General features: G+C 49.8%; 22 protein-coding genes. 12 read left to right on the forward strand and 10 right to left on the reverse strand.

The features are described 5' to 3' along the window. Positions 1-3 precede the first annotated feature (3 nt). Positions 4-366 (forward strand): DUF4870 domain-containing protein, encoded by a 363-nt coding sequence (locus ACO6UY_RS13915; protein ID WP_269671794.1) that lies wholly within the window; start codon positions 4-6, stop codon positions 364-366. Positions 367-390: 24 nt separating this feature from the next. Continuing rightward, positions 391-1,164, forward strand: coding sequence for an imidazole glycerol phosphate synthase subunit HisF (hisF, locus tag ACO6UY_RS13920; protein WP_422447797.1), 774 nt, complete (start codon positions 391-393; stop codon positions 1,162-1,164). A gap of 433 nt (positions 1,165-1,597) precedes the next feature. Here hisF and ACO6UY_RS13925 read toward each other — a convergent pair whose 3' ends face one another. The 3 genes from ACO6UY_RS13925 to ACO6UY_RS13935 form a co-directional block, all read right to left on the reverse strand. Beyond that, on the reverse strand, positions 1,598-2,890 hold the full coding sequence (locus ACO6UY_RS13925) for an AhpA/YtjB family protein (RefSeq protein ID WP_422447795.1): 1,293 nt from the start codon (positions 2,888-2,890) through the stop codon (positions 1,598-1,600). A gap of 230 nt (positions 2,891-3,120) precedes the next feature. Further along, positions 3,121-4,512: an ankyrin repeat domain-containing protein gene (locus ACO6UY_RS13930; protein WP_422490305.1), complete on the reverse strand. Its 1,392-nt coding sequence runs from the start codon at positions 4,510-4,512 to the stop codon at positions 3,121-3,123. Positions 4,513-5,158: 646 nt separating this feature from the next. Further along, a complete protein-coding gene (locus ACO6UY_RS13935) occupies positions 5,159-6,010 on the reverse strand; it encodes an ankyrin repeat domain-containing protein (RefSeq protein WP_422490307.1) in 852 nt (283 codons plus the stop codon). Here ACO6UY_RS13935 and ACO6UY_RS13940 point away from each other — a divergent pair. Continuing rightward, positions 5,986-6,453, forward strand: a complete 468-nt coding sequence (locus ACO6UY_RS13940) for a hypothetical protein (protein ID WP_422490308.1) — start codon at positions 5,986-5,988, stop codon at positions 6,451-6,453. The two genes, ACO6UY_RS13935 and ACO6UY_RS13940, sit on opposite strands and share 25 nt — an antisense overlap. Positions 6,454-6,513: 60 nt before the next feature. Here the strand turns inward: ACO6UY_RS13940 and ACO6UY_RS13945 are convergent, their stop codons facing one another. Together ACO6UY_RS13945 and ACO6UY_RS13950 are read right to left on the reverse strand one after the other, a co-directional pair. Next, on the reverse strand, positions 6,514-6,747 hold the full coding sequence (locus tag ACO6UY_RS13945) for a hypothetical protein (protein WP_422447787.1): 234 nt from the start codon (positions 6,745-6,747) through the stop codon (positions 6,514-6,516). Positions 6,748-7,044: 297 nt separating this feature from the next. Beyond that, on the reverse strand, positions 7,045-8,565 hold the full coding sequence (locus ACO6UY_RS13950; RefSeq protein WP_422490310.1) for an ankyrin repeat domain-containing protein: 1,521 nt from the start codon (positions 8,563-8,565) through the stop codon (positions 7,045-7,047). A 445-nt stretch (positions 8,566-9,010) separates the two neighbouring features. On the opposite strand from ACO6UY_RS13950, the gene serB reads away from it, so the two are divergent. From serB to ACO6UY_RS13975, 5 genes are all read left to right on the forward strand, one after another. After that, positions 9,011-10,282: a phosphoserine phosphatase SerB gene (gene serB / locus ACO6UY_RS13955; RefSeq protein ID WP_422490312.1), complete on the forward strand. Its 1,272-nt coding sequence runs from the start codon at positions 9,011-9,013 to the stop codon at positions 10,280-10,282. A 197-nt stretch (positions 10,283-10,479) separates the two neighbouring features. Further along, the gene (locus ACO6UY_RS13960; protein WP_269671786.1) at positions 10,480-10,686 is read left to right on the forward strand and encodes a CPXCG motif-containing cysteine-rich protein; all 207 of its coding nucleotides are present in this window, start codon (positions 10,480-10,482) and stop codon (positions 10,684-10,686) included. Positions 10,687-10,699: 13 nt separating this feature from the next. Further along, complete coding sequence (locus ACO6UY_RS13965) at positions 10,700-11,941, forward strand: ABC transporter substrate-binding protein (protein WP_422490314.1); 1,242 nt, start codon at positions 10,700-10,702, stop codon at positions 11,939-11,941. Then, positions 11,938-13,680: an ABC transporter permease gene (locus ACO6UY_RS13970; protein ID WP_422447779.1), complete on the forward strand. Its 1,743-nt coding sequence runs from the start codon at positions 11,938-11,940 to the stop codon at positions 13,678-13,680. Before ACO6UY_RS13965 ends, ACO6UY_RS13970 begins: the two co-directional genes overlap by 4 nt. Beyond that, positions 13,677-14,300 (forward strand): ATP-binding cassette domain-containing protein, encoded by a 624-nt coding sequence (locus tag ACO6UY_RS13975; protein ID WP_269675986.1) that lies wholly within the window; start codon positions 13,677-13,679, stop codon positions 14,298-14,300. The genes ACO6UY_RS13970 and ACO6UY_RS13975 overlap by 4 nt, the downstream gene beginning before the upstream one ends. Here the strand turns inward: ACO6UY_RS13975 and ACO6UY_RS13980 are convergent. The 4 genes from ACO6UY_RS13980 to epmB all read right to left on the reverse strand — a co-directional run bounded on the left by ACO6UY_RS13980 (position 14,290) and on the right by epmB (position 20,682). Next, entirely contained in the window at positions 14,290-15,222 is a 933-nt protein-coding gene (locus ACO6UY_RS13980) for a hypothetical protein (protein WP_422490316.1), read from the reverse strand. The two genes, ACO6UY_RS13975 and ACO6UY_RS13980, sit on opposite strands and share 11 nt — an antisense overlap. 321 nt (positions 15,223-15,543) lie before the next feature. Beyond that, complete coding sequence (locus ACO6UY_RS13985) at positions 15,544-17,565, reverse strand: EAL domain-containing protein (RefSeq protein ID WP_422490317.1); 2,022 nt, start codon at positions 17,563-17,565, stop codon at positions 15,544-15,546. Positions 17,566-17,743: 178 nt separating this feature from the next. After that, positions 17,744-19,396, reverse strand: a complete 1,653-nt coding sequence (locus ACO6UY_RS13990) for a hypothetical protein (RefSeq protein ID WP_422490319.1) — start codon at positions 19,394-19,396, stop codon at positions 17,744-17,746. Positions 19,397-19,638: 242 nt separating this feature from the next. Then, positions 19,639-20,682 (reverse strand): EF-P beta-lysylation protein EpmB, encoded by a 1,044-nt coding sequence (epmB, locus tag ACO6UY_RS13995; protein ID WP_422490320.1) that lies wholly within the window; start codon positions 20,680-20,682, stop codon positions 19,639-19,641. 29 nt (positions 20,683-20,711) lie between these two features. Between epmB and efp the strand changes: the two genes are divergently transcribed. The 4 genes from efp (at position 20,712) to epmA (ending at position 23,476) form a co-directional block, all read left to right on the forward strand. Continuing rightward, the gene (gene efp, locus ACO6UY_RS14000) at positions 20,712-21,281 is read left to right on the forward strand and encodes an elongation factor P (RefSeq protein WP_101745846.1); all 570 of its coding nucleotides are present in this window, start codon (positions 20,712-20,714) and stop codon (positions 21,279-21,281) included. 160 nt (positions 21,282-21,441) lie between these two features. Next, positions 21,442-21,750 carry a hypothetical protein gene (locus ACO6UY_RS14005; protein ID WP_422447767.1) on the forward strand — a complete coding sequence of 103 codons (309 nt, stop codon included), beginning with the start codon at positions 21,442-21,444 and terminating at the stop codon, positions 21,748-21,750. 53 nt (positions 21,751-21,803) lie between these two features. Beyond that, on the forward strand, positions 21,804-22,331 hold the full coding sequence (locus ACO6UY_RS14010) for a hypothetical protein (protein WP_422490322.1): 528 nt from the start codon (positions 21,804-21,806) through the stop codon (positions 22,329-22,331). A gap of 155 nt (positions 22,332-22,486) precedes the next feature. Continuing rightward, the gene (gene epmA, locus ACO6UY_RS14015; protein ID WP_422490323.1) at positions 22,487-23,476 is read left to right on the forward strand and encodes an EF-P lysine aminoacylase EpmA; all 990 of its coding nucleotides are present in this window, start codon (positions 22,487-22,489) and stop codon (positions 23,474-23,476) included. A gap of 61 nt (positions 23,477-23,537) precedes the next feature. On the opposite strand, the gene ACO6UY_RS14020 is transcribed toward epmA, so the two are convergent. Then, the coding region (locus ACO6UY_RS14020; protein ID WP_422490324.1) for a hypothetical protein at positions 23,538-23,797 on the reverse strand (260 nt) is incomplete at its 5' end.

Raw genomic sequence — 23,797 nt, forward strand, 5'->3', positions numbered from 1 at the left:
CCAATGAACAGGCCCGATATTAACCGGGACGATAAAAATATGGCCGTACTGGCGCATCTTCTGCCTCTGTTCGGCTTTATGGTTCCGGGGTTGAATATTGCCATACCGCTGGTGATCTGGCTGATGAAACGGGACAAGTCGCTCTATATTGAGCACCATGCCAGAGAGTCCCTGAACTTTCAGATCACCATCACACTGCTGGCGACTCTCTGGGTTATCCTCAAGTTCATGCTGGTTGGGTTTCTATTATTACCACTGGTGCCAGTGATCATCATAGTGGTTCTGGTGTTTATGGTCAGGGCAGCGATGAAGGCGGGCAGTGGAGAGTTTTACCGCTACCCGGTGTCGCTGCGTCTGGCCAATTAACAAGCGTTTGGAAAGGTTGAAGTCATGGGACTGGCTAAAAGAATAATTCCCTGTCTCGATGTCGAAAATGGGCGGGTGGTTAAAGGCGTTCAGTTTGTCGATATTCGGGATGCTGGTGACCCGGTGGAAGTTGCCCGGCGTTATAACGAAGCGGGCGCTGATGAGATAACCTTTCTTGATATTACCGCCAGCCATGAGGGGCGGGAGACAACGGTGCATACCGTTGAACGTATGGCCAGTGAAGTATTTATCCCGCTGACCGTTGGCGGTGGTATTCGCAAAGTGGAAGATATCCGCACCATGCTTAATGCGGGTGCGGATAAAGTCAGCATCAACACCGCGGCGGTTTTCAATCCTGAATTTGTGCAGGAAGCGGCTGACCGTTTTGGCTCGCAATGTATTGTCGTGGCTATTGATGCCAAGAAAGTGAGCCAGCCCGGTGAGCCAGACCGCTGGGAGATCTTTACCCATGGCGGGCGCAAGCCTACCGGCCTTGATGCTGTGCAGTGGGCACTGAAAATGGAGAGCCTCGGAGCAGGTGAAATACTGCTGACCAGTATGGATCAGGACGGTGTCAAAAATGGTTACGACCTGGGCGTCACCAGGGCTATCTCGGAGTCAGTGGGTATTCCGGTCATTGCCTCCGGCGGTGCGGGTAACCTGGATCATCTGGTGGCAGGCATAAAAGAAGGTAAAGCGGATGCGGTACTGGCCGCCAGTATTTTCCATTTCGGGCAATACTCTATTCCTGAAGCCAAGGAGTATATGGCTGCCCGGGGGATTGAGATGAGAATTTGACCAGGATTGCTTATCAGGGTGCCTCGCGGAGGGCTTCCATTTACCATTTACAGAGAGCTTCCATTTACACCTGGCCACGATTTTCAGAACCCAGTGGCTGAGAGGTAATTACTGCGACTGTTGTCGGCTTGTAAACCGGGCTGTCAACATAATAGCGATGGAACGGTTCACTTTTACAACAAGAAGGAAGCACGGACGGCATGGCTGATACCAGCCTGCCATAACAGAGGTATGTTCCAGAGCTTGATTTAGACTCCAGTAGATCTTGCGAAGAAGGGGCGGGCTGAACAGCTCCTGAACCAGTAACAGAGTTCATATATTCATTCTTAACGTAACTATTCCAAAACACCATAAACCTAGCAGACGGGAGTAGATCCTGCCGCAAAATATTTGAAATTTCTGTTAAACATTTGGTGGATAACCCGCAGGATGCTTAAGTCGTTTTAAAACAGCCTCTTAATTCCAGAATGGACTCCATCTCAAAAATCTGGCCTCTCAATTCATTGGCCAGCTCGTTTTTGATGCCTTTGATATTGATGACTTCACTGTCCAGGGCGGCAAAATCCGGAAGGTCTGAGGGAAGCCAGCTGGCTTCTGACCGGCGCATATAAATACCATCCATATCTGGCAGGTTAGCCAGAGTCAGTGCCTGGCTGGCGGCACTGTCACCCAGGGCCGGGTGTTGCTCTTCCGGGAACTCTGCCTGTTGATCACTGACGCTCAGGCCAATACCAATATGTGTTTTGGCAATATTGATTGCTCCGGCTTTTTCAGCCAGCACTTCGATCATCAGACAGCAGAATAGAGCATCTGAGGTAAATGCCGGGCTCTCTTTGCTGGAAAACCGCAGATAGGCATTCCCTTCTGGCGTATAGGTTACCTCGCCACCATAATAATCCGCAGCTTCGCTGATGATCTGGCTGTGAGTGCGGAGAATATCCTGCAAGTCTCTGGGGGCTAGCAATTGCTGAAGCCTGCCCAGGTTTTTGACTTTGATTGCGGCAATCATCGACGTTTCCTGCTGCTCTTCAACACTCTCTTCCGGCTCCGCCATTTTCTTTTCAAGCAGCTGCTGCTCGGCAAAGACAGAAAGCCGGGTGATTTCGCCAGTGATCGGCGGGATTGGGTTCCCTGTGGGCAGAATGGAACGTAACTGTCGTTCAATAAGGCGCAGCTGAGTCGCCAGGCCGGAGGCATAGAGGTGCAGAAAAATCAGCCCGGCCAGCAGCAGTATCAAGCTGATAGCAATAATCACGAACAGGGCTTCTTTGGGTTTCTGGCTGAGCAGACCTTCGTTGAGTGATAAGCGGGCGTAACCGGCAATTACATCCTGGTAATGAATGGGTGATGAATACACCGGATGCCTGATGCCTTCGTCCGCCGTTGTGGCAATGGCTTTGGCAATTCTCTGGTTATCGATGCTGTAGATACTGGCTTCGGCAACATAAGGGTTCTGCACCAGCTGACTGAGCAGAACATTGAGGCTGAGCCTGTCTCCGGTGACCAGCATATCGGTCGCGGCGCTGGCAGTCTGTTCACTCAATAATTGACCGATACTGTCCGCCTGGTGCTGGCTTGATGAATCAATCTCATTGCTGATAACCAGCGACATCCCAATCGTCAGCGTGGCCATCAATAGACCAAAGATGACCATTAACTGCGTTCGGATGGAAAAGCGGGATGTGAACTGCGCAAAAATATCTGGCGTGAAAATACGCTTCTTCAAAAGTTAAGCTCCTGAGAGGAAAGCCAATGATTGTGATGAATTATCAACAGGCCCTACTGTCAATGAGTAAATTCTGACAGCCTCGCCGGGGAAGAGCCAGACTAAAAAAAGTGGAGACAGGCTGCTCCACTTGTTGCAATGGCAGGATGATAGCAGACAAAACCTATTTCCCTTGCTATTTCAGAAATAGTAATGCAGGCGAGATTTCACCTTTAACATTGCGTTAATGGTTATTTCCTTTTTAAAAAGGCTTTAATAAGCTCCCTACACTCACTGTCACGGTCAGCAAGGCTTAGAGGTGTAGCGTCACATTTATTTTTCGCTTTGACCCGGATGCCGACAGCTTTCAGCAACTCCCTGACGATCTTTGCATCATCTCGTTTGGCAGCCAGGTGAAGAGCCGTATCACCATTGAAGTCCATTTGATTGAAATTGGTGCCTTTAACCGCCAGTAATTCCGTGACGACATCTGCACGGCCCTGTTTGACAGCAAGCAGGATGGCTGTATTGTTGAAAAGTCCAACCCTCTCATTGATCTTGATGCCGTCAGTGTTCAGTAACTTCCGGACGATATTTATGTTGGCATATTTGACAGCAAAGTGGAGAGCATTCCAGCGATTTTTATCCTTCTTATTGACGTTAATACCGTCAGTGGTCAGTAACCTCATGACGGTCTCAGTGCGATTATGTTGGACTGCCAGGTGGAGAGCCGTAAGGCCCGATTTATCAGCGATATTGATATTCACTCCATTGGTTTTAAGCAGCTTTTCCAGGCTTTTGCCATGGCCCATGACAGCGGCGATGTGCAGCGGTGTTCTGCCGTTCTCATCGGTAGCATTGATGTATGTCGAGATGACCCGGTCATTCAGATATTCCATGGAATCAGTTTTGGCAGCACTGTGCACTAAGGAAGTAATATCCGCACCATTAGCAATCAGAGCGTTCAGGACCTTATTGTTGTTCGCCAGGAAAGCGGGATACAAGGCTCCGTTAAGGTCTTTCGCTCCCTCCTTGATCAAGAGTAAAAGGGCCTGATCTTTTCCCAGTTTGGCCGCAGTGCACAGGGCACCATCAAGATCTTTTGCTCCGTTATTGATCAGGGGTTTAAGGCACCAGGTTTGCCCCTGCCCGGCGGCTTCACGCAGGGCACCGTTAAGGTCTTTTGCTCCCATTTGGATCAGACGACTAAGACAGAGTATGTGCCCGTGCCCGGCGGCAGTAAGCAGAGCATCGTCAAGGTTGTTTGCTCCCGCTGCGACGAGAATTTCAAGGCAATGCAATTGCCCCCATTTGGCGGCTTCGTGCAGGGCGCTATTAAGGGCAGGTCGGCCGGGGCGGGTGGTGATCAGGTAATTAAGGAGTTCGGTATTGCCCTTCTGGATAGCGGTGGTCATGTCCGGACGAATCAATGGCAGTGTCGATTGCCCGTATGCACATTCGCGCAGGCCAAGACTTCTTAACTTCTGCGGTAAATCGTCAGGCGTTTCAATGATGCATTCCGGGTTGCACTGGGTTCTGACCAGTGAACGCCCATCCAGCTGTCCTCTGTTATATCCGTCGTCATTCTTACCGATGCCGCCATTTACGGGGACATTTGCTGTGTTGCCCCAGACATCACTCATGAAACCCTTCAAAACACTTTCCATCGCTTTGTCCAATTTTAGAGTTAAAGACTGTAGTTAGTTCTCGTCCAAAAACACAACCAATTGAAAATCGTGGAAATTCATCTTGAAAAATAATTGAAGCTTTGTTGTTTTTACAGCTAGAACATCAGGGAATGCTAAAAACAGAAGGCTTCGAATGCACAAGAAACGCAATCCTTAGGATAGTATGGAACTTCATTACGTTCCTCATGAAATCTGTACTCAGCTTTTCGGACTATCTCAGTGGCTTGATGCTTATCCGCAGTTGAATGACTGGGTTTATTGAAGACTTGAATTCTGGTGACAAACAGAACACTGACAGAAATGGGCTGTCAGCAAAACTGGCCCACCTGATGACCGTGTGGCAGTTTCATTGTGCGGGGTGACTTGGAAAAATCAGATTGCCAATTCTCATGAACGACTATTACGGTCATGAGAATTGGGTTCCAGAAAAGAATATAGACGACATTTAACATTTATTTGTTGTGTTTGTGGTTATTTGCTTTTTCAAAGGCTTTTAAGACTTCCTTGCACTCCCTTTTTTTAGCAAGGTGGCTAGGAGGCTGTCCGAGAATAGACTGCCCTACTGCGGTGGCAGCAAATTGGTCTAAAAAGTCGGAAATTTTTAGCAAATAGAACCACTATTCACTAAAAATTTCCGACTTTTTATCCTCAATTTTCTGCCATCCTCGCTACGGGCGCTATTCTCGGACAGCCTCCTAGGCTTTTTGCCTTTATTGGTTATCTCATTGATGTTGATGTCTTCAGAGGTCAGTAACGCCTCCATGGCGTCTTTGCGACCGAGGTAGGCAGCCATGTGGAGAGCTGTATAGCCAGTGTCATTCTTCTCATTGACATCGATGTGCTGCAGTAACAACTTGATGACGTCTGCATCAGCGTATTGGGCAGCCATGTGGAGAGCCGTCCTTTTCCTATAATTCTTCGCATCGGCCTTGATGTCTGCTTTCAGTAACAAATTGATGATCTCTATATTATTGTACCTGGCAGCTAAGTGGAGAGCCGTACCGCCATCATGTTCCGTCTTATTGACGTTGATGCCGGCCTTCAGTAACAACTTGACGGCCTCTGCGCGTTTTTTTATGACTGCCAAATGGAGAGCCGAATCGTGATTGTTATCAGTGATATCGAGATTCACCCCATCGGTATGAATCAGCTTTTCCAGGCTTTCGATATGGCCCAGGATAGCGGCGATATGCAGTGGTGTTCTGCCGTTCTTATCGGTAGCATTAATGTCTACCAAGGTCAGGAAGGTCGAGTCATCCAGACATTCCATAGAATTTTTACGGGCAGCAGTATGCAGTAAGGAAGTCATATCTGCTCCCTTCGTCAGCAGCATCTCCTTTGACTCTTCGTTTTTCGCCAGAACGGCGTAATACAAGGCACTGTTAAAGTCTTTCGCCCCCTCATTGATCAGAATAAAAGGGGGTTCGTATGCCCCTGTTGGGCGGCAGCGCACAGGGCATCATCATAATTTCTTGCTCCCAAATTGATCAGGGGTTTAAGGCACTGCAATTTTCCCTGCGCGGCGGCTTCGCGCAGGGCTCCATCAAGATCTTCAGCTCCCAATTTTTTCAGGGGTTTAAGGCACATCGTTTGTCCCTGCGCGGCGGCTTTGCGCAGGGCACCGTCAAGATCTTTAGCCCCCAATTCTTTCAGGAGGGGGAGGCACTGCCCTTGCCCTTGCCCGGCGGCAGCACGCAGGGCATCGTCAAGGTTGTTTGCTCCCGCTTTGAACAGGATGTTAAGGTACTGCGTTTGCCCCTTTTTGGCAGCATTGAGCAGGGAGTCATTAAAGAGGCCGGCGGGTATAGCACTGAAATGGTGTCTAAGGAGTACAGGATTGCCCCTCCAGGGCAGCAACATGCAGGGGTGTCTCCCCATCTTGATTGGCAGTATTAAGTACCATGGTTGCATAATCAGGTGATTCGTCATCAGCGACGTCGCTCCTGCCCGGACCAATCAATGGCAGTGCCGATGCCCGCTTGCACATTCCCGTTGGTTAAGACTTGTTGACACCTGCTGTGCATCGTAAGGCTGCTCGGTGATGCGGGTGCAAGAGGTTTCGGACAGTAAACGCCCAGCAAGCTGCCCTGTGCCAGAATCGTTATCATTTTCAACGATACCATGATTTTCGAAGGCATTGGCTGTGTTGGCTGTGTTGGCCGTGGCACGATCTAACGTGTTGCTATTCATCGCTTTACTCTACTTTAAGATTAAACTCTGCAGCTTTGACAATAAGCAGCAGAGAAAATTCCTTAAAACAGAATTTTCCACAGTTCTTTTTGAATATGTAATGTGCAACAGATGATTTTTTGTTGAAAAAAAACCGAGCTCAATCAAATAGGGAGGTCTTGCAGAGTGACTCTTCACTTGGTAACGGTGACCGGAAAAAATCAGATTAAAAATACTCATGACCGGCTATGACGATCATGAGTATTTGGTTCCAGAAATAGTAATAATCCTGGATGAGATTTAACCTTTCATATTGCGTTAGTGTTTATTTGCTTTTAAAAAGTCTTTAAGCAGTTTCCTGCAATTATCGTCAGCAAGATCCAGAGCCGTTCGGCCGCTGTTATTTTTCTCTTTGACCTCAATGCCAACATCCGTGTCCAGCAATATCTCGACGATATTTGTATTACCTCTTTTAACAGCCAGGTGGAGAGCTGTATCGCCATGGTCATCCTTTTGATTGACCTTGATGTTTTTAATGGGCAGTAATTGCCTGACGGCGTCTGGAATATTCTTGTAGGCAGCAGCATGGAGAGGTGTCCAGCCCTCTTCACCCCCCTCATTTACCGCGATGTCACTAGTTTTCAGTAACTCCTCCACGATCGTACTGTTGTCTGCATCGATAGCATAGTGGAGAGCAGTAAAGTGATTGTTATCCTTCACATTGACATCGATGTTGTCAGCTTTCAGTAACATCATGGCAGTGTCTGTACGCATATTAAAGACAGCAAAGTGGAGAGGCGTATGGCCGGATTTATCAGTGGTATTGATTTTCACTCCATCGGTTTTAAGCAGCTTTTCCAAGCTTTTGGTATGGCCCATGGCAGCGCTGATATGCAGTGGTGTTCTGCCGTACTTATTGGGAGTATTGATGTAAGCCGATATGATCTGGTCATTCAGCCGTTCCACAGAATCTTTCTCGGCAGCGGTGTGCACTACGGTAGTAATATCCGCTCCGTTATCAATCAGATCTTCCCGGATCTCATCGTTTTCTTTCAGGACAGCGAAATACAAAGCATTGTTAAGGTTTTCCGCTCCCTCTTTGATCAAGAGTTGCAGGGACTTGCTTTGCCCCTGTTCGGCGGCAGCGCACAGGGCACCATTGAGATTATTTGCTCCCTGATTGATCAGGGGTTTGAGGCACTGGATTTGTCCATGCCCTGCGGCTTCGCACAGGGCCATGTTAAGGACTTTTACTTTATCATCCGTTCTGATCAGTGGGTGGAGGCAATGTGCTTGCCCCTGTGCGGCGGCAGCAAGCAGGGCCTCGTCAAGGTTTTTTGCTCCCGCTTTGACCAGGATTTCAAGGCAATGATTTTGCCCCGATTTGACGGCTTCTTGCAGGGCGTTGTTAAGGGTAGATTCGTCGGGTTTTTTGCTGATCAGGAATTGAAGATGTTTAGCATTGCCATCCCGGGCAGTGTTGACCATGCCTTCACTGAATTCGTCGTTCTTTTTCAGTATTTGCAATACATTGGTGCTGCGTTGCCGTTCAGCAGTGTGCAGGGGTGTCTCACTAGGGTGGTTGGGTTTTTGATCAATTGATTTGCCGTCAATGACGCTGCTACTGCCCCGATCAATCGGCAGTGCTGGTTGCTTGTCTGCACATCCGCGTTGGTCAAGACTGATTGACTTCTGCTGTCCATCGCCAGGCTCATTGGTAATGCATTTTTGGGGGGCAGAGGTTTTGACCAGTGAATGCCCATTAAATTTTCCTCCGTTATCCTCATCGTTACCACCGACATTTTCCAGGTTGAACCTGACGGTAGGCACCTTGCTCATATCAACATTATTCATTACTTTGCCCTACTTTAGGATTTAAGACTGTGGTTTTGACAACGAGCAGAAGGGAAAATTCCACAAAACAGAAATTTTTTTTTGCATTTTTTTTTGAATACGCAATTTTCAATAGAGGATCATTTGGTGAAAAAAACCGAGTTCAGGTAGTTCAGGTAGTTCAGGTCTTGCAGAGCAACTATCTGCTTAGCACCTTTTTGCCGTAAAAATCACCGGGTCAGGCATGAACCGGCTCGTATTGTGTTTTTTCTTTCAGAGTTTGTGCACTGGAAATGGCTGCCTGCTGTCATTATTCTTATCCTCAATTTTGTCCCGGCGCTATAAAAATACCCGCGATAATATGTACAATCGTACAAACTTTGATAACTATAAATGGCCTATTTATCAAAGTTTGAGTGGTTATAAAACGAGTACAAACGTGCAGAAAAAAGTGAGCAATATAATACTGATTAATGTGACTGGCCGGGACCAGCCGGGACTCACCTCATCCATAACCTCTATTATGGCCAACTACGGTCTGGAAATTCTGGATATTGGTCAATCGGTCATCCACGATACCCTGACCTGGGGCATTCTTGTCCGTCTGCCAGAACAGACTTCAGGTCATGGTGATTCCGCTGCTGTTGCCAACAGAATGCTAAAAGATCTTCTGTTCCATTTTCATGAAAGTGATTTGCAGTTCAGCTATCAACCGGTGTCTGAAGAAGACTACGAGCACTGGGTCTCTGAGCAAGGCAGAAATCGTTATATATTGACGCTGTTATCCCGTAATGTCACCGCAGAGCAAATCGCCAGAGTCTCTGGTATTACCGCCGCTCATGGACTGAACATTGACCATATTACCCGGCTTTCCGGTCGACGGTCGCTGCGCAATGATAACAAGCGGGATAAAAAAAACAGCCGTCGTTCATCATGCCTGGAGTTTTCGGTTCGGGGTACGGCTCCTGATCAGGAAAAACTAAGGGCTGACTTTCTCAATCTTACCGCTGACCTGGACGCTGATGTGGCATTTCAGGAAGACAGTATTTATCGGCGTAACCGTCGGCTGGTTGTCTTTGATATGGATTCCACCCTGATCGAAGCGGAGGTTATCGACCTTCTTGCAGAGGCCGCTGGTGTGGGTGAGCAGGTGGCAATGATCACTGAGAGGGCCATGCAGGGTGAGCTGGATTTTAATGACAGCTTTCGTGAGCGCCTGGCCATGTTGAGGGGGCTGGATGAGTCTGTGCTGGGGGATATTGCCAGACAGCTGCCGTTAACCGAAGGTGCAGAAACGTTGATTCGTACCCTCCGTTCACTGGGCTATCGCACGGCTATTCTATCCGGTGGGTTTACCTATTTCGCCCGCTATCTTCAGGAAAAACTGGGGATAGACTATATCCACGCCAATGAACTGGACATGGTTGATGGCAAGGTTACCGGCCTGGTGAAAGGCGACATTGTCAATGGTGAGCGAAAAGCCACACTGCTGAAGCAGATTGCCGCTGAAGAGGGCATTTCCCTGAATCAGGTTATTGCGGTGGGGGATGGTGCCAATGATCTGCCAATGCTCAGCGTGGCCGGGCTGGGAATTGCCTTTCGGGCCAAGCCGATGGTGAAACAAAGTGCCCGGCAGTCAATTTCCACCCTGGGGTTGGACAGTATTCTTTATCTGTTGGGCTTTAGTGAGAAAGATCTGGAGTCTCTTTGGAGCAGTACTTAATTGTTTTGCTGGTTTAGAGCTTGATCTCCGTTCATCCTGAGCGGAGTCGAAGGATGACAGGCACAATGGCCCTGATTTCACGCCCTTCGATAGGCCTCAGGACGAACGGTGTTTGGAATCCGGGAAAGACGGAAGTTATTCAGGAGCTATTACTTAATACCCTTAGCTCCTGTCCAGACTGAGTAAAGGTATTCGCGATGGATGAGTGGATAAGCTGGCAGGATCATTGCCCGTACTGTGGAGAGCCCATCGAACTGCTGTTGGATGCGGGTTTTACCGAGACGGATGAATCATTGCTTTACACTGAAGATTGTCAGGTGTGCTGTCGCCCCATCGTTGTGACGCTGGCCATCGACGAAGACGGTAACCATTATTGCCAATTAACGACAGAGTCTGGCTATTGAGATGAAAATGAATATGAACATCCTAAGGACATGGAGCAAGCAAGCCTCAGCTGCTTTGGTCATGGCTACCGTCGCTTTTATCAGCGGCGTCAGTGCCAGTGAAGCGAAAACCACTACCTGGCAAACAATAGTGGAGCAATCAAAAGGGCAGACGGTGTATTTCAATGCCTGGGGGGGAAGTGAGCAGATCAATGATTATATTGACTGGGCTACCGATCAGGTAGACAAACGTTACGGTATTGCACTGAAACATGTCAAAGTCAGTGACACATCAAATGTCGTAAGTCGTGTACTTGCGGAAAAAGCAGCAGGGCGAAACAGTAATGGCACCGTTGATCTGGTATGGATTAATGGTGAAAACTTTCGTTCCATGAAGCAAAACGGCCTGTTGTTTGGCCCTTTTGTCCAGGACTTACCCTCGTTTAAGGGAGTGAACCCGCAAGAGAACCCCTCCACGGTGCTTGACTTTGGTGAGCCTGTTGAAGGCCTTGAAGCGCCCTGGGGGATGGCACAACTGGTGTTTATTTATGACACCGATTCGTTTTCCCGAAAAGAAACAGTCCCGCCAGCCAATGCCTCAGAACTGCTTGAGTTTGCCAGAAAGCATAAAGGGCGTGTGACGTACCCCCTGCCACCCGATTTTGTCGGTACGACGTTTCTGAAGCAGTTGTTGAGTGAGTTGACGCCAGATCCCGGTGCGCTGTTAAAGCCTGTCTCTGCAGCGGATTTCGCTGCGGTAACTTCCCCTTTATGGCGATATCTTGATGAACTTCACCCTTTATTGTGGCGAGAAGGCGAGACGTTTCCAGCCAACAATCTGGCGCTGACCCCCATGCTGGACGACGGTGAAATTTTACTCTCCATGACCTTTAATCCCGCCTATGCCAGCTCTGCTATTGCCAATGGGGAGTTACCAGACACGGTGAGAACATACGTCCATGATGTGGGTACACTGGGAAATACCCATTTTCTGGCGATTCCTTTCAACAGTGATTCCACCGGGGCAGCACAGGTCGTCATTAATTTTCTGCTATCACCGGAGGCACAGGCACACAAAGCGAACCCGGATGTCTGGGGAGACCCTACGGTGCTCAGCATGAGCCAGTTAAAGGGGGTTGAGCGCAAACGCTTTTCAAGTTTGCCCCTGGGGCCGGCAACCCTGTCGCCTGAAGCGTTAGGTAAAGTGCTTCCGGAACCTCACAGCTCCTGGGTTGCTGAACTTGAGGATGCCTGGAAGGCAAGATACCGCCAGTGAGTTTATTGATAAAGTGTGAGCGGGTATCGGTCAGGTCTGTTTCACGGTTACTTGCTTTAGGGTTGGTGGCACTGTTTTTATTCCCGGTCCTGGCCGGGTTGGGCAGTATTATGCTGCCTGCCTTTGGGTATATGCCGGTCCTGGGGTTTGACACAGTCAGTTTATCTTCCTGGCAAATGCTGCTGGAAACACCTGCGCTTATCGAGATGCTGTTGCTCAGTCTCTGGACTTCTGTTTTAGCCACGTTGTTATCACTGTTCCTTGCTTTTGGTGTGCTCTGTTGCACCTGGGGCACGCCCCTTTGGCAGAAGGTTCAGCGGTGGTTGGCACCCTTGATGGCTGTGCCCCATGTGGCACTGGCTTTTGGGGTTATGTTTGTGTTGATGCCCAGTGGTTTGCTGGCCCGGCTTATTGCTGTTTTTGCCGGGTGGAGTTTTCCTCCTGACTGGCAGACGATCCAGGATCAATACGGCATAAGCCTGATACTGATTCTGATTATTAAAGAAACCCCTTTTTTGCTGTTTATGATGGCGGCGTCTGTCGTGCAGTTGCCCGTCGCCGATACGCTGAAACTGGGAGGCAGCCTGGGATATCAGCCAGCTGTTATCTGGCTTAAGCTGATCTGGCCGCGCCTCTACCCGATGATTCGTCTGCCGGTGTATACCGTATTGGCGTTCGCCATCTCTGTGGTGGATGTGGCGCTGGTGATTGGCCCTGCAAACCCTCCGACATTTGCCGTACAGATTTTTCAGTGGATAAATGATCCGGATTTGAGCAAAAGCCTGCTTGCCGCATCGGGCAGTGTGCTTTTATTGCTGCTGGTGGCCTCTGTTATTGGTGCTTTTCACCTGACGGAATGGACCATGAACAGACGGCTCAGACACTGGTTGATCAATGGGCATCGTGGTCGGTTCAGTGGTCTCTGGCTGTCGTTCAGCAGGAAAGCCTGGCAGGGTTTGGTGGTGCTGTTTCTGTCCGGCGGGGCTGCTCTGCTGATCTGGTCTTTTGTCTGGCGCTGGCGATTCCCTTCTCTCTGGCCAGACTGGTCTTTGCGAAGCTGGCAGCGCGCCTGGGAGGGTATCAGTGAGCCCATTGTGAACTCCCTGCTGATCGGCGTGACCGCCACGTTAGCGGCCAACATTATCTCGGTTATTTTGCTGGAGCTGAATGATCTCCAGCGACAAAACAGTGAATCAGCCGGAAAGTGGCTGGCCCTGCTGACCAGGGGGGCCATGTATATTCCGTTGCTTTTGCCGCAAATGACTTTTCTGTTTGGTGTTCAACTGCTTCTGCTGCAATGGGGAGCAGAGGGTCACTGGTTGACGGTTACCGGCCTGCATTTGCTGTTCGTATTGCCTTACTGCTTTCTGAGTTTGTCAGGCCCCTGGCAGCATTATGATCAGCGCCACAGTCTTCAGGGACTGTTATTATCCGGGTCCTGGCTGAAGACCTTTTTGCGGGTGAAGCTGGGCATAGTCTGGCGTCCGGTGATGGCCAGTCTGGCGTTGGGCTTTGCGGTGAGTATTGCCCAATATCTGCCAACCCTGTTTGCCAGTGCTGGCCGGGTGGAGACAGTGACAACCGAGGCCGTCAGTCTGGTTTCCGGCGGAAATCGACGTTTGTTTGGCGTCTACGGGCTTGTTCAAATGCTCCTGCCTTTCATTGCTTATGCCATGGCTTTTTTCCTGAGCTATTGGACAATCAGACATGGACGTTTTGCCAGGAGACTCAACTCTTGAGCCTGATTCTTGATCAAATTGATATTACGCTGAATGGCCAGAAGCTGTTGGATAACATCTGTTGTTGCGTGGACGACGGTGAAGTGCTTTCGGTATTGGGTCCCAGTGGTTGCGGTAAAAGCAGTTTGTTAAATCTGATTTGCGGGACGCTGCCAAACAGCTTTGGTTATTCAGGACAGGTGATTCTGGACGGGGTAGTGCTGAATAACCTGCCGCCCTGTAAACGACAGGTAGGCCTGCAGTTTCAGGATCACCTGTTGTTTCCCCATATGACGGTGGGTGAGAATCTGGCCTTTGCGCTGCCTGCGCACTACCGGAAATCCCAGCGCCGGGAAAGAGCAGAGCAGGCACTGGCTGACTGCGGAATGTCGGGCTTTTTCGAGCTGAATCCAGCCATGCTGTCCGGTGGCCAAAAAGCAAGAATCAGCCTGATGCGAACGCTGTTATCCGAACCCAAAGCCCTGCTGCTGGATGAGCCTTTTTCCAAGTTGGATGCAACACTGAGAAGCAGCTTTCGGCACTTCGTCTTTCAACAGATTCAGAGCCGAAGCATTCCTGCGCTTATGGTGACCCATGATGAACAGGATATTCCTGATAAAGGCTTATTGCTTAGGCTCTGATCATTGATTTTGAACCGGGTAAAAATAGATCGGTATTGGCAAAGAAATCAGAGGTGTCAGAGCCCGGGGGAAGCTCAGGGTAAGGTGATCTGAGAATCAGAGCCATGCTATTGTCAGTGTCGGTTAAATGGACTGCGTGCTCGAACTGGGTTGCATCCATTATGTAAAAATGGCCGGGTTTATTCGATTCAATGGTGGTCAGCTGATCATTGTTTCGTATGGTTAACGTTCGTTGACCGGCCAGATTGATACAAGCCACCAGCTGGCCTACCTTGCCCTTATCCACATGCCAGCCAAGACAGTGATTCGATGGTAGCATGGCGTTATTCTCAGGGGTTTCAGATCGGCGACAATAAAAATTAATAGACGTCAGTCGCAGGGCATTCTGGCCAAAATAGCGTTTAAGGTCAGGGTTGAGGGTGTGAAGATGATTCACCAGCTGAATAATGGTGGCATGGCTGGCCGCCAATATTGTGCGGTCCGGTTCTTCTACTGGCATCGGGATTGCCCATGAGCGTACAAGCCCGGCATCACCATGACACATGAACGTGGCTTGTGTACTCGGCAGTTTTGCCAGATAGGATTCCCACTTGGGAACGAGACTGCATGTAGCATTACCTTGTCGAGCTATTACTTCGTGGTACGGCAAGCCCATGGCCTCTATATCACGATTAATGCCTGCGATTAATGCCGGGTTAATATAGCCGGTCATGATCGTTGCCTGAGAGCCGCGAATATTAGGCGCATTAATTTTCTGGCATTTATAGGCAGAACGGCGTCCTTTGTTGAGAATTATGGGGCTGATTTCTTTTCCGTTGGTCTCCGGAAGGGGTAACTGAAGTAATCTGGCCGGCAATGGTCGTAACGAAATGGTTCTCTGTTTATTCTCTGGGGCAGTCGCTTTAGTGGTTGGGTTATCCATTGTGGATAAGCAAGACTGGCCGGGTTTGTCCTGGTTATTATTCTTTCTTATCTTTTTCCCCTTGAGGAACGCATCGGACAAAGGATGCGCAGAACCAAAGGTCTCAGTGCTTGTATGAGGCCTTTTGTGAGAACGAAGAATCATAAAGAGCAAAATCCGTAATATTTTTATTCGAACGATTAATATAGAAGAACGGTCAGAAATTGCTTAACTAACCCGGATATTTCATAAACTGCCCCGAATCTCGCGCGGGACTTTGTCGCTCTAATCCGGGTTAAACCAGACAGGACCGTTACACATCCTGTCTGTCATTTATTTTTGTCAGCCAAAGTCAAAGTCCATCGTTTCCATTGGCCCCTGAATATAATACCCCTGCGCGTAATCAACGCCCATTCGCCATAAGTGTGCCAGTGTCCGGGTACTTTCTACCTTTGGCACAATACTGCGAATATTATGTTCTTTGAGGATATCCAGCATTTTGATGATGTTCTCATCACTGTTTTCATCCAGCTTGCTGGTGAAGCTGCCGTCCAGGCGCACAAACTGGATATCAAGGTGTTTCAGTATCTTCATGGAACGAGAGTCACCCTGAAATCGGGTAATGGCCAGCTGGCAGCCAATATTGTGAATAGTTTCAGCAAAATCCACAATGCGTTTCAGCTGTTGCAGCACAATGGACTCTGGCAGTTGCAGGACAATACTGTCAGGCGGCAACTCTGTTGCTTTCAACAGGCCGGAAAGATACTGGGCTAACTCGGTTCCCTGGATGGACAGGTGACTCAGGTGAATCAGCAATCGAACGCTTTGCCCCTGTTTATGGACCTGTGCCAACTGGCGCACGCATTGACGAAGCACCCAGCGATCAATATGCGGCATCAGGCTGGAGGATTCTGCCGCCGCCATAAACGTGCCGGCTTCAACCACTTCACCCTGGTGAGAGTGCAGGCGCAGGAAGACTTCATACTGTTTTTCTTCGGAACCGGTAATGTTGATGACAGGCTGGAACAGCAGACGGAATGAGTCCTGGGACAGCGCCTGACGAATCATGGCCTGTACATCGCCATCCCTGGCTTTCTCATCGAGTTCTTCCGTTTTGGAGTAGCGGCAAAGACGTTCGGCATTTTTAATGGCGCGCTGGCAGGCACTTTCTGCATTATTTAACAGTATGGTGATGTCTTGTTTATGCTCTTTCACCGCAAAACCGATACTGACTGTCGCTGTGAGCGTTTCATCGTCACTGCCGAACAGGTGCTCATCAATGGCGCTTTGCAAGGTGATGAGGCGCTTATGGGTGTCATCCGGATTACCTGCTGTTTCAACCAGCAAAAAGCTGTCATCGGTATAATGGCAGATAGCGGCAGTGGGGAAGAGTTCCTCAGCCATCCGCACAATGGATCCCTGTATGGAGATAATGCCGTCGATACTGGCTTCTTGTTGTAAATTCTGAAAGTCATCCAGCTGTATCCAGGCCAGTGTTGCCTCTGTTGCTGCTGTGACCGCAGATGCGGCTTGCTCAAGAAACTGTTCTTTCGTTTCTGCACTGGCCTTATGGTTCACCGGCTGGCTGAGTACGGGAACCATTACCGGTAACAGAATCAGCTGGATGCAGGGTTCATCATCGTATTGCGCAGCGGATAAACGAAGGCTGACGGGGGTACTGTGGCCGTCGGTATGAAGCAGCTCACATTCAATCTGGTCAATCGTTTGGTTGGTCCCAAACTGCTTCAACATCTGCCTGATCTCAGCTTGATGTCGTGCGGCGATCATATCGATCAGGGGAATGCCCGCCAGATCATCGGCATGGTCGTAGCCCGTGAGCTGAAGATACGCAGCATTGGCATCCACATGCATGCCATCGTGAATATAGGCGATGGCTTCAGAGGCATTGGCCAGTAACAGTTGGCAACGTTTGTTGGACTCATTCAGCTCCTGACGGACATTGCTGAGGTTTCGCCGGTCTTGCAGGCTGGTGAGCTCACGGAGAACGGCGTGCAGTATATGCTCTTCATTGGCACTGGGTATCGCGTCTCTGGCTCCGGCAGATAGCCAGGTAGAAGTACGCTGAGGATTGTATTCCGGCAGGGTGACAATAACCGGAATATCCTTCTGGTGTTTTTCAATGATGGCCAGTACCTGCTGTGCATTAAGCCTGGTGGTTTCTTCAGCGCTGAGTACGACATCCCATGGCTGCTCTGACAGGGCTTCCTCCATGGTTTCGATGGAAGCGATATGTTGCACCCGGGGAGGCAGGCCCGCATTGCGAAACAACTTTACCCAGCGTTCCACATCGTTAGGGGAGTCTTCCAGGGCAAGCAAGCGTAGAGTTTGTCGGCGGTAATTCATGGGAGATTGATCACTATTATTTTGAATGAGGCAGCTCTTACGTCAGCAGATGCTCCCTGAAACGGTATGAGCCTGTTTCAACATCTTACGACAAGCGCAATTCAAAGGTATAGAGTGCCTCCACGGAATTGTGACCGGCACCGGGAACTTGATTACCGGGATCAGGAACAATGACAGTTTACCCAAATAGCTTGAATTGGTACTGGCTCCAGGTTGGCGTTGTATTCATGCAGCGCATAAGTTGACCTTTCAGCAGGGTATCATTCTGAATCAACTCAAACTTGGCGCCCTCCCTGGCGGAGAGATTTGGTATGACCAGAGAGGGCTGGTTGGGGTCGGTTAACATCAGTGATCTCTGGAAGTGGCTGGCTGCCTGAGTTTTGTGTATCAGGGATATGGCCACTGGTTCTACTGATGGGCTGATAAGAATGACACCAAAAGTCACTTCATTCTGCGCTGAAATACCCAGCCAGCGCACACTGTAAAGGGCCCAGGGTGACACTTTATCCGGACGAATGCCAATAAGTTCACCGGCATGAAACTGTTTGGGTAACGTGCTGTTGATTTTCAGACAGAACCCGGTGTTGCTGGTATTGATGATCTCGGCTGGCAAGACAGAGAGGTGGTTATTACCCGGGGGCTCTGCCGTATTAAAGGCAATTCGCTCACCAGCTGAAGAGCTGTTTTGTTTATCTCTGATTTCAGCGTCATGGGCCTGTGACCAGACATCATCAGATACCTCTGAGAAGCTACTTTTGCCAGCAGCATAAGAATGAGCGGCAATGATATCCTCAAAGCGTCGTTTACCTGAGAGATGATAATGAAGCGCGGTAAATCCAAAGCAGGTTTCACATGGGTCCGAAGCAGCTCTGCGCGGACCGGATCGCTTTTGGATCGGTCCCCAGCTTGATATGAGATGTTGGATCAATTCCGTTGGCAACACGTTTGCCGCTTTTGGATTTTCTTTTATTTTTGCCAGGTGCGCGGTCAGTACCCGGATATTCAGACCAATCACGCCGGGATGCACTTTATCAGGCTCTGGTAATGCATACTCAAGGCCTCCGTCACCGTTGAGACGCACTGAAAAATAGGTTTTCAGACCAGACTCGGGCTGAATTTTGCCGTGGCTGATCCAGAGGCTTAACATTTGCCAGACCTGCTGGATTTCACCGGGTGACAATTGATCGGTATTACTGCGTGACAGCATCAGGGCTCGTTTATAGAGGCTTTCCAGCGACATGGGGCTGGATTTGGGGTCATAAGGATCTTCCTGTTGGAAGCCCTGATGATTATGGCGTACGGCAAACTGATATAACGTATGCAGTTCAAGCCACAGGCGTTCAGGTGCAGGGCGATAAAGCAGGCAATGGAATAAATACGCAGCAGCACTCTCCGAAATAGCCCGATGCAACGCGGCTGCCAGTATGCTGGCATGCTCTTTATTATCCAGACAGCACTGAACCACGGCTTTATAGACTTTTGCCAAGCCCATATACAGGCGTTTGCACAGATCAAACCAGCTTTGCTGGCTTGATGCAAAAGTAATGTACCGCTGCAGATGCCGTTGATAACTATTGGCGGCGGTTGACCGGGAAGGTGACCGGAGGGCTTCTGCAAGGGCAAATAGCTCATCAGGGCGGGCGTCAAGCCTGCTCAGTTCATCCAGAGCGTTAACCAGAAGTTCTCCACTTTGCTGATGATCCGTGAGAGGCAGTCCTTTCAGCCACTGTTCCAGCTTATTGCTGTTTGACGCTGTCCCGTCAGGACAAAATGAAAGAGAATTGAGGCTACGGCTGGGTAGCTCCAGGTGAGGAGTATTTGCAGATTCCATTCTTTAATTCCAATAGCGGGGCTCTGACATCCTGTCAGTAACGGTTCTTGATCAATCTTTTATTGAATTAATGTTGCGTTTCCGGGTGATAGCGTCGGTTGCCAGTGACACTCCACCCATCTGTTTCCAGTAGCGAACTCTGTATTGATGATAATTATGCTGAGACGAATATACCAGTCCAGTCTTTTATTATCACTTTTATTAAATTGTACGACCAATGTCTGACTTTTTATTGAAAAGCGTCAGAGTATCCATGTTTTGCCGGGTCTGCCGGGAATCTCCCGAACCAGTCTGGGCACCAGGTAGCCCGGACAGTGAGCCATAACCTCTTGTATCAGGCGAGTCGCTGTAACGTCCGGCACATCAAAATGAGCGGCACCATGCACCGGGTCTAACAGGTGCAGGTAGTAAGGGAGTACACCAGCTTTAAACAGCGCTTCGCCAAGCTGAATAAGCGCCGAAGCACTATCATTAACGCCCTTAAGCAACACCGCCTGGTTCAATAGTGTTACGCCCGCCTGTTTGAGCCGGAACAAGGCTTCACGAACACTGTCATCAATCTCGTTGGCATGGTTGGCATGAATCACCATCACAGGTTGCAGGCGCTGTCTGGCAAACCAGTTGATCAGTTCATCGGTGACCCGGTCAGGAATCACCACGGGCAAACGGGTATGAATGCGCAGTGTGGCCACATGATCAATAGCGTTCAGCTCGGCAGCAATGTTCGCCAACCGACGGTCATTGTTGGCCAATGGGTCTCCGCCACTGAGAATCACCTCTTTTATACTGGTATCCGCGCGAATGTACTCTATGGCATTGTGCCAGCTGTCCCGGTCCAGCCGATTATCCTGGTACGGGAAATGGCGGCGAAAACAGAAGCGGCAGTTCACCGCACAGGCTCCGCCGACGATCAGCAACAGCCTGCCATGGTATTTATGGATAACCCCATCGGTTGGGTTCTGCGACTGCTCTGCCAGCGGATCCAGGCCATAACCCTCAATGTGTTGACACTCTTCGCCAACAGGCAGAACCTGCCTCAACAACGGGTCGTCAGGGTTCCCCGGCACCATTCGCTGGATATAGGCATGGGGTACTCTCAGAGGAAATTCCTGACAGGCTTTTAATGCCGGTGATAATAGCGCCGGACTCAACTGCAGCATGACCAGCAACTGCTCCGGGGAGGTGATGGCCCCTGCCAGTTGCGTCTGCCAGCAGCCGAAATCGCTGATTGTCTGCGTACTTATCTGCGCCCTCGACTGCACACTGAGCTCCGAACGGGTTATCATAGGGGTTTTTGATCTCCTGGTAAGGTCCAATGGCTAGTTATAGTACCAATGAGTTTCGTTCAGGTCTTAAAGTAATGCTCGAGGGCGACCCCTGCTCGATCATTGAGAACGAATTTGTAAAACCTGGCAAAGGTCAGGCATTCAACCGGGTTAAATTCCGTAACCTGATGTCCGGTCGCGTCTGGGAACGTACGTTCAAATCCGGCGAAAGTCTGGAAGCGGCAGACGTTATGGACCTGGATATGGAATACCTCTACACCGACGGTGAATTCTGGCACTTCATGATGACTGATGGTTCCTACGAACAGCATGCAGCCAGCCGTGAAGCCGTGGGTGACACCATCGATTGGCTCAAAGAGCAGGGAGTATACTCGGTTACTCTTTACAATGGTTCCCCTCTTTCGGTTTCTGCACCTAATTTTGTCGAACTCCAGGTGGTGGAAACCGATCCGGGCCTGAAGGGCGATACCGCCCAGGGCGGCTCCAAGCCAGCCAAGCTGAGCACCGGCGCGGTGGTTAAGGTGCCGCTGTTTATTGTTGAGGGTGAAGTCCTCAAAATTGATACCCGTACCGGCGAATATGTTGGTCGTGTGAAGTAATTGATCTCTTTTGCGGGGCGGCTTTCTGCCGCCTTGTCCTGCTTTTTTTGAAGCTATTCTGTGCCCACCACGGTGGTTACAATCCGTGCCCTTTCCGTAATGGTTTCATCTTCGCCGGGCATGAAGAGTTCATGCTGATGTCCGTAATGATCAGGGCAGTATGAAGACCTTCTTCAGTAACCTGCTGACCTGGCTGGTACCAAAGTATGACAATGGTACCCAGAGTATCGACGTAGCCAGCAATATTGAAAAAGGGCATGCGTTCCGTTTTGACGGTAGCCAAATGAAAGGCCAGATCTACGACTTCGTCGTGAATAAAAGCTATCGCCTGGATAATCTGACTTCTATCTCCAAAGGCGGCTTTGCGGGCCTTGATGCCAGAAGTACTCTGGTACTGTTGCGGCAATCCTTTGAGATCACCATTCACAATAATGATCAGGACTACGCATCACTGGTGGTACCGAGGTGACCAACAATATTCTTGCTCTCTAAATGTAGGAACAGCGTGAGGCTCTGCCGCAGATGGATCGCATTAGCAGTGATCTGCAAAAGGTGAAGCTGTGGCTGAGCATCCACCGTGGTCACGGCTGGAGTGAAGGTGACAATGGCATGCGTTTGGCCATGTTTGGTCAGCTGAAGCTTTGGGCTGAGGATCACTTCGATATCAGCAAATGGTATCCAGAGGGTAATCAGCCTGCCGTATTTGGTGATGACCGGGGTTGGAATATGTACAAGCTGGCCCATCGTAAAGCCCGGGGCGACCTGGTGGGTGATGAACTGAATGGTAACAAGGGTATCAATTACTGCTCTGCCAAAGACACCGGCCTGAGCCAGGGTGATCTGCTGATGAGCTGTCTGTCTTACCTGAGTAATTATGACCTGTCGGACTACTTCAGACAGTGGAATCCGTCCGAGTCCAAAGCGGACCTGCCCGATGGCTCAGCGGATTACAGCGGCGGCCTGACTGATAAGGGTTTCAGTGCAGTTGCCAGAATGGGACTAAAGAAACCTGAGAAATCACCACTGGATTACACCAGTATCAGCGGGTAAAGCACAGATACTTACCCCTGGTCAGCCAACTCCGGCTGACAGGTACTGAAAAACAACAAACCCTGCCATAGTTGACAGGGTTTGTTGTATTCAGCCCTACAACTACTGGCAGCATTCACTTACCTTAAATGATGGATATTACTCAGGAGCCACTTATGACCAATGACTTATGGCACCCATCGGCTTCCATGATGGCGCTCAAAGAACGAGCCCGATTGCTACGGAAGGCCCGGGCTTATTTTGATGCCCGGGGCGTCATGGAGGTGGAAACCCCGATGCTGTCCGGCAGCGCCACTGTGGATGTTTATATAGACAGCTTTGCCACAGAGTTCAGCCCCATTGGTCATGGCCAATCACAGCTTTGCTACCTGCAAACCTCGCCGGAATTTGCCATGAAGCGGCTGTTGGCAGCGGGCAGTGGCGATATTTACTCGCTCGGGCGAGTCTTCAGAAATGGTGAAGCGGGAGGGCGGCATAATCCGGAGTTCACCATGCTGGAGTGGTACCGCGTGGGTATGAATGACCGGCGGTTGATGGATGATGTTGCTGATTTGCTGAGCAGTGTCTGCAATTTCCGGGAGGTGCGGCGCTGCAGCTATGGGGAGCTGTTTGCAGAGTACCTGGGGGTGAATCCATACATTGCATCGGATGAAGCGCTGAGCCAGTTGGTCAGGGATAAGGTGGATGCCAAACTTCAGGGGCTTGAAAGAAGTGACTGCCTGGACCTGCTGTTCTCAAAATTTATTGAGCCGAACCTGGGGTCCAAAGATTCAGAGGTGCTGGAAGGCTACTTTGTCTATGACTACCCGGCCACCATGTCAGCACTGGCCAGGTTATCCACGAATCGGGATGGGCATCCGGTCGCTTCACGCTTTGAACTGTTTGTGAACGGGGTCGAGCTGGCAAATGGCTACCATGAACTGTTGAATGCAGAGGAACAGAAACAACGTTTTGAACAAGAGCAGCAAAAGCGTCAGGAGCGAGGCTATGACATCTACCCCTACGATAAAAACATGGTGGCTGCACTGGCGCATGGAATGCCCGACTGTGCAGGTGTAGCGATGGGTATTGACCGGCTTCTTATGTTGATGCTCGGCACAGGCAATATTGCGGATGTGCTGGCATTTGATTTCAGCCGGGCATAATCAATGGCACCGCAACCAGTGTGCAGCCGGTGATTCCCAAAAAGATGCACGGGTGAATGCATCAACCTGGAATAAAAATACTTGTCATTACATTTGGTTTGTGTAGAATGCGCCGCTCTTCCACGGGCAAACCTGAAACGGTCACCCACGGATTAGCAGAATGAATCATCATCGCTGACCGGGAAGTGCGGTTTGAAAATAGGTTGTTTGGAAATGAGCGAAAAACAACTGGTTGACAAATCAAACTGGCGCGGTAAGATGCGCCTCCGCTGACAGGGCTTTGGGCAACGTCAGTGAGTTGGAAAGCTTCTGAAAATGATC

The organism is Endozoicomonas sp. ALE010 (assembly GCF_049310165.1).
In the GTDB taxonomy this organism is placed as follows: domain Bacteria; phylum Pseudomonadota; class Gammaproteobacteria; order Pseudomonadales; family Endozoicomonadaceae; genus Endozoicomonas.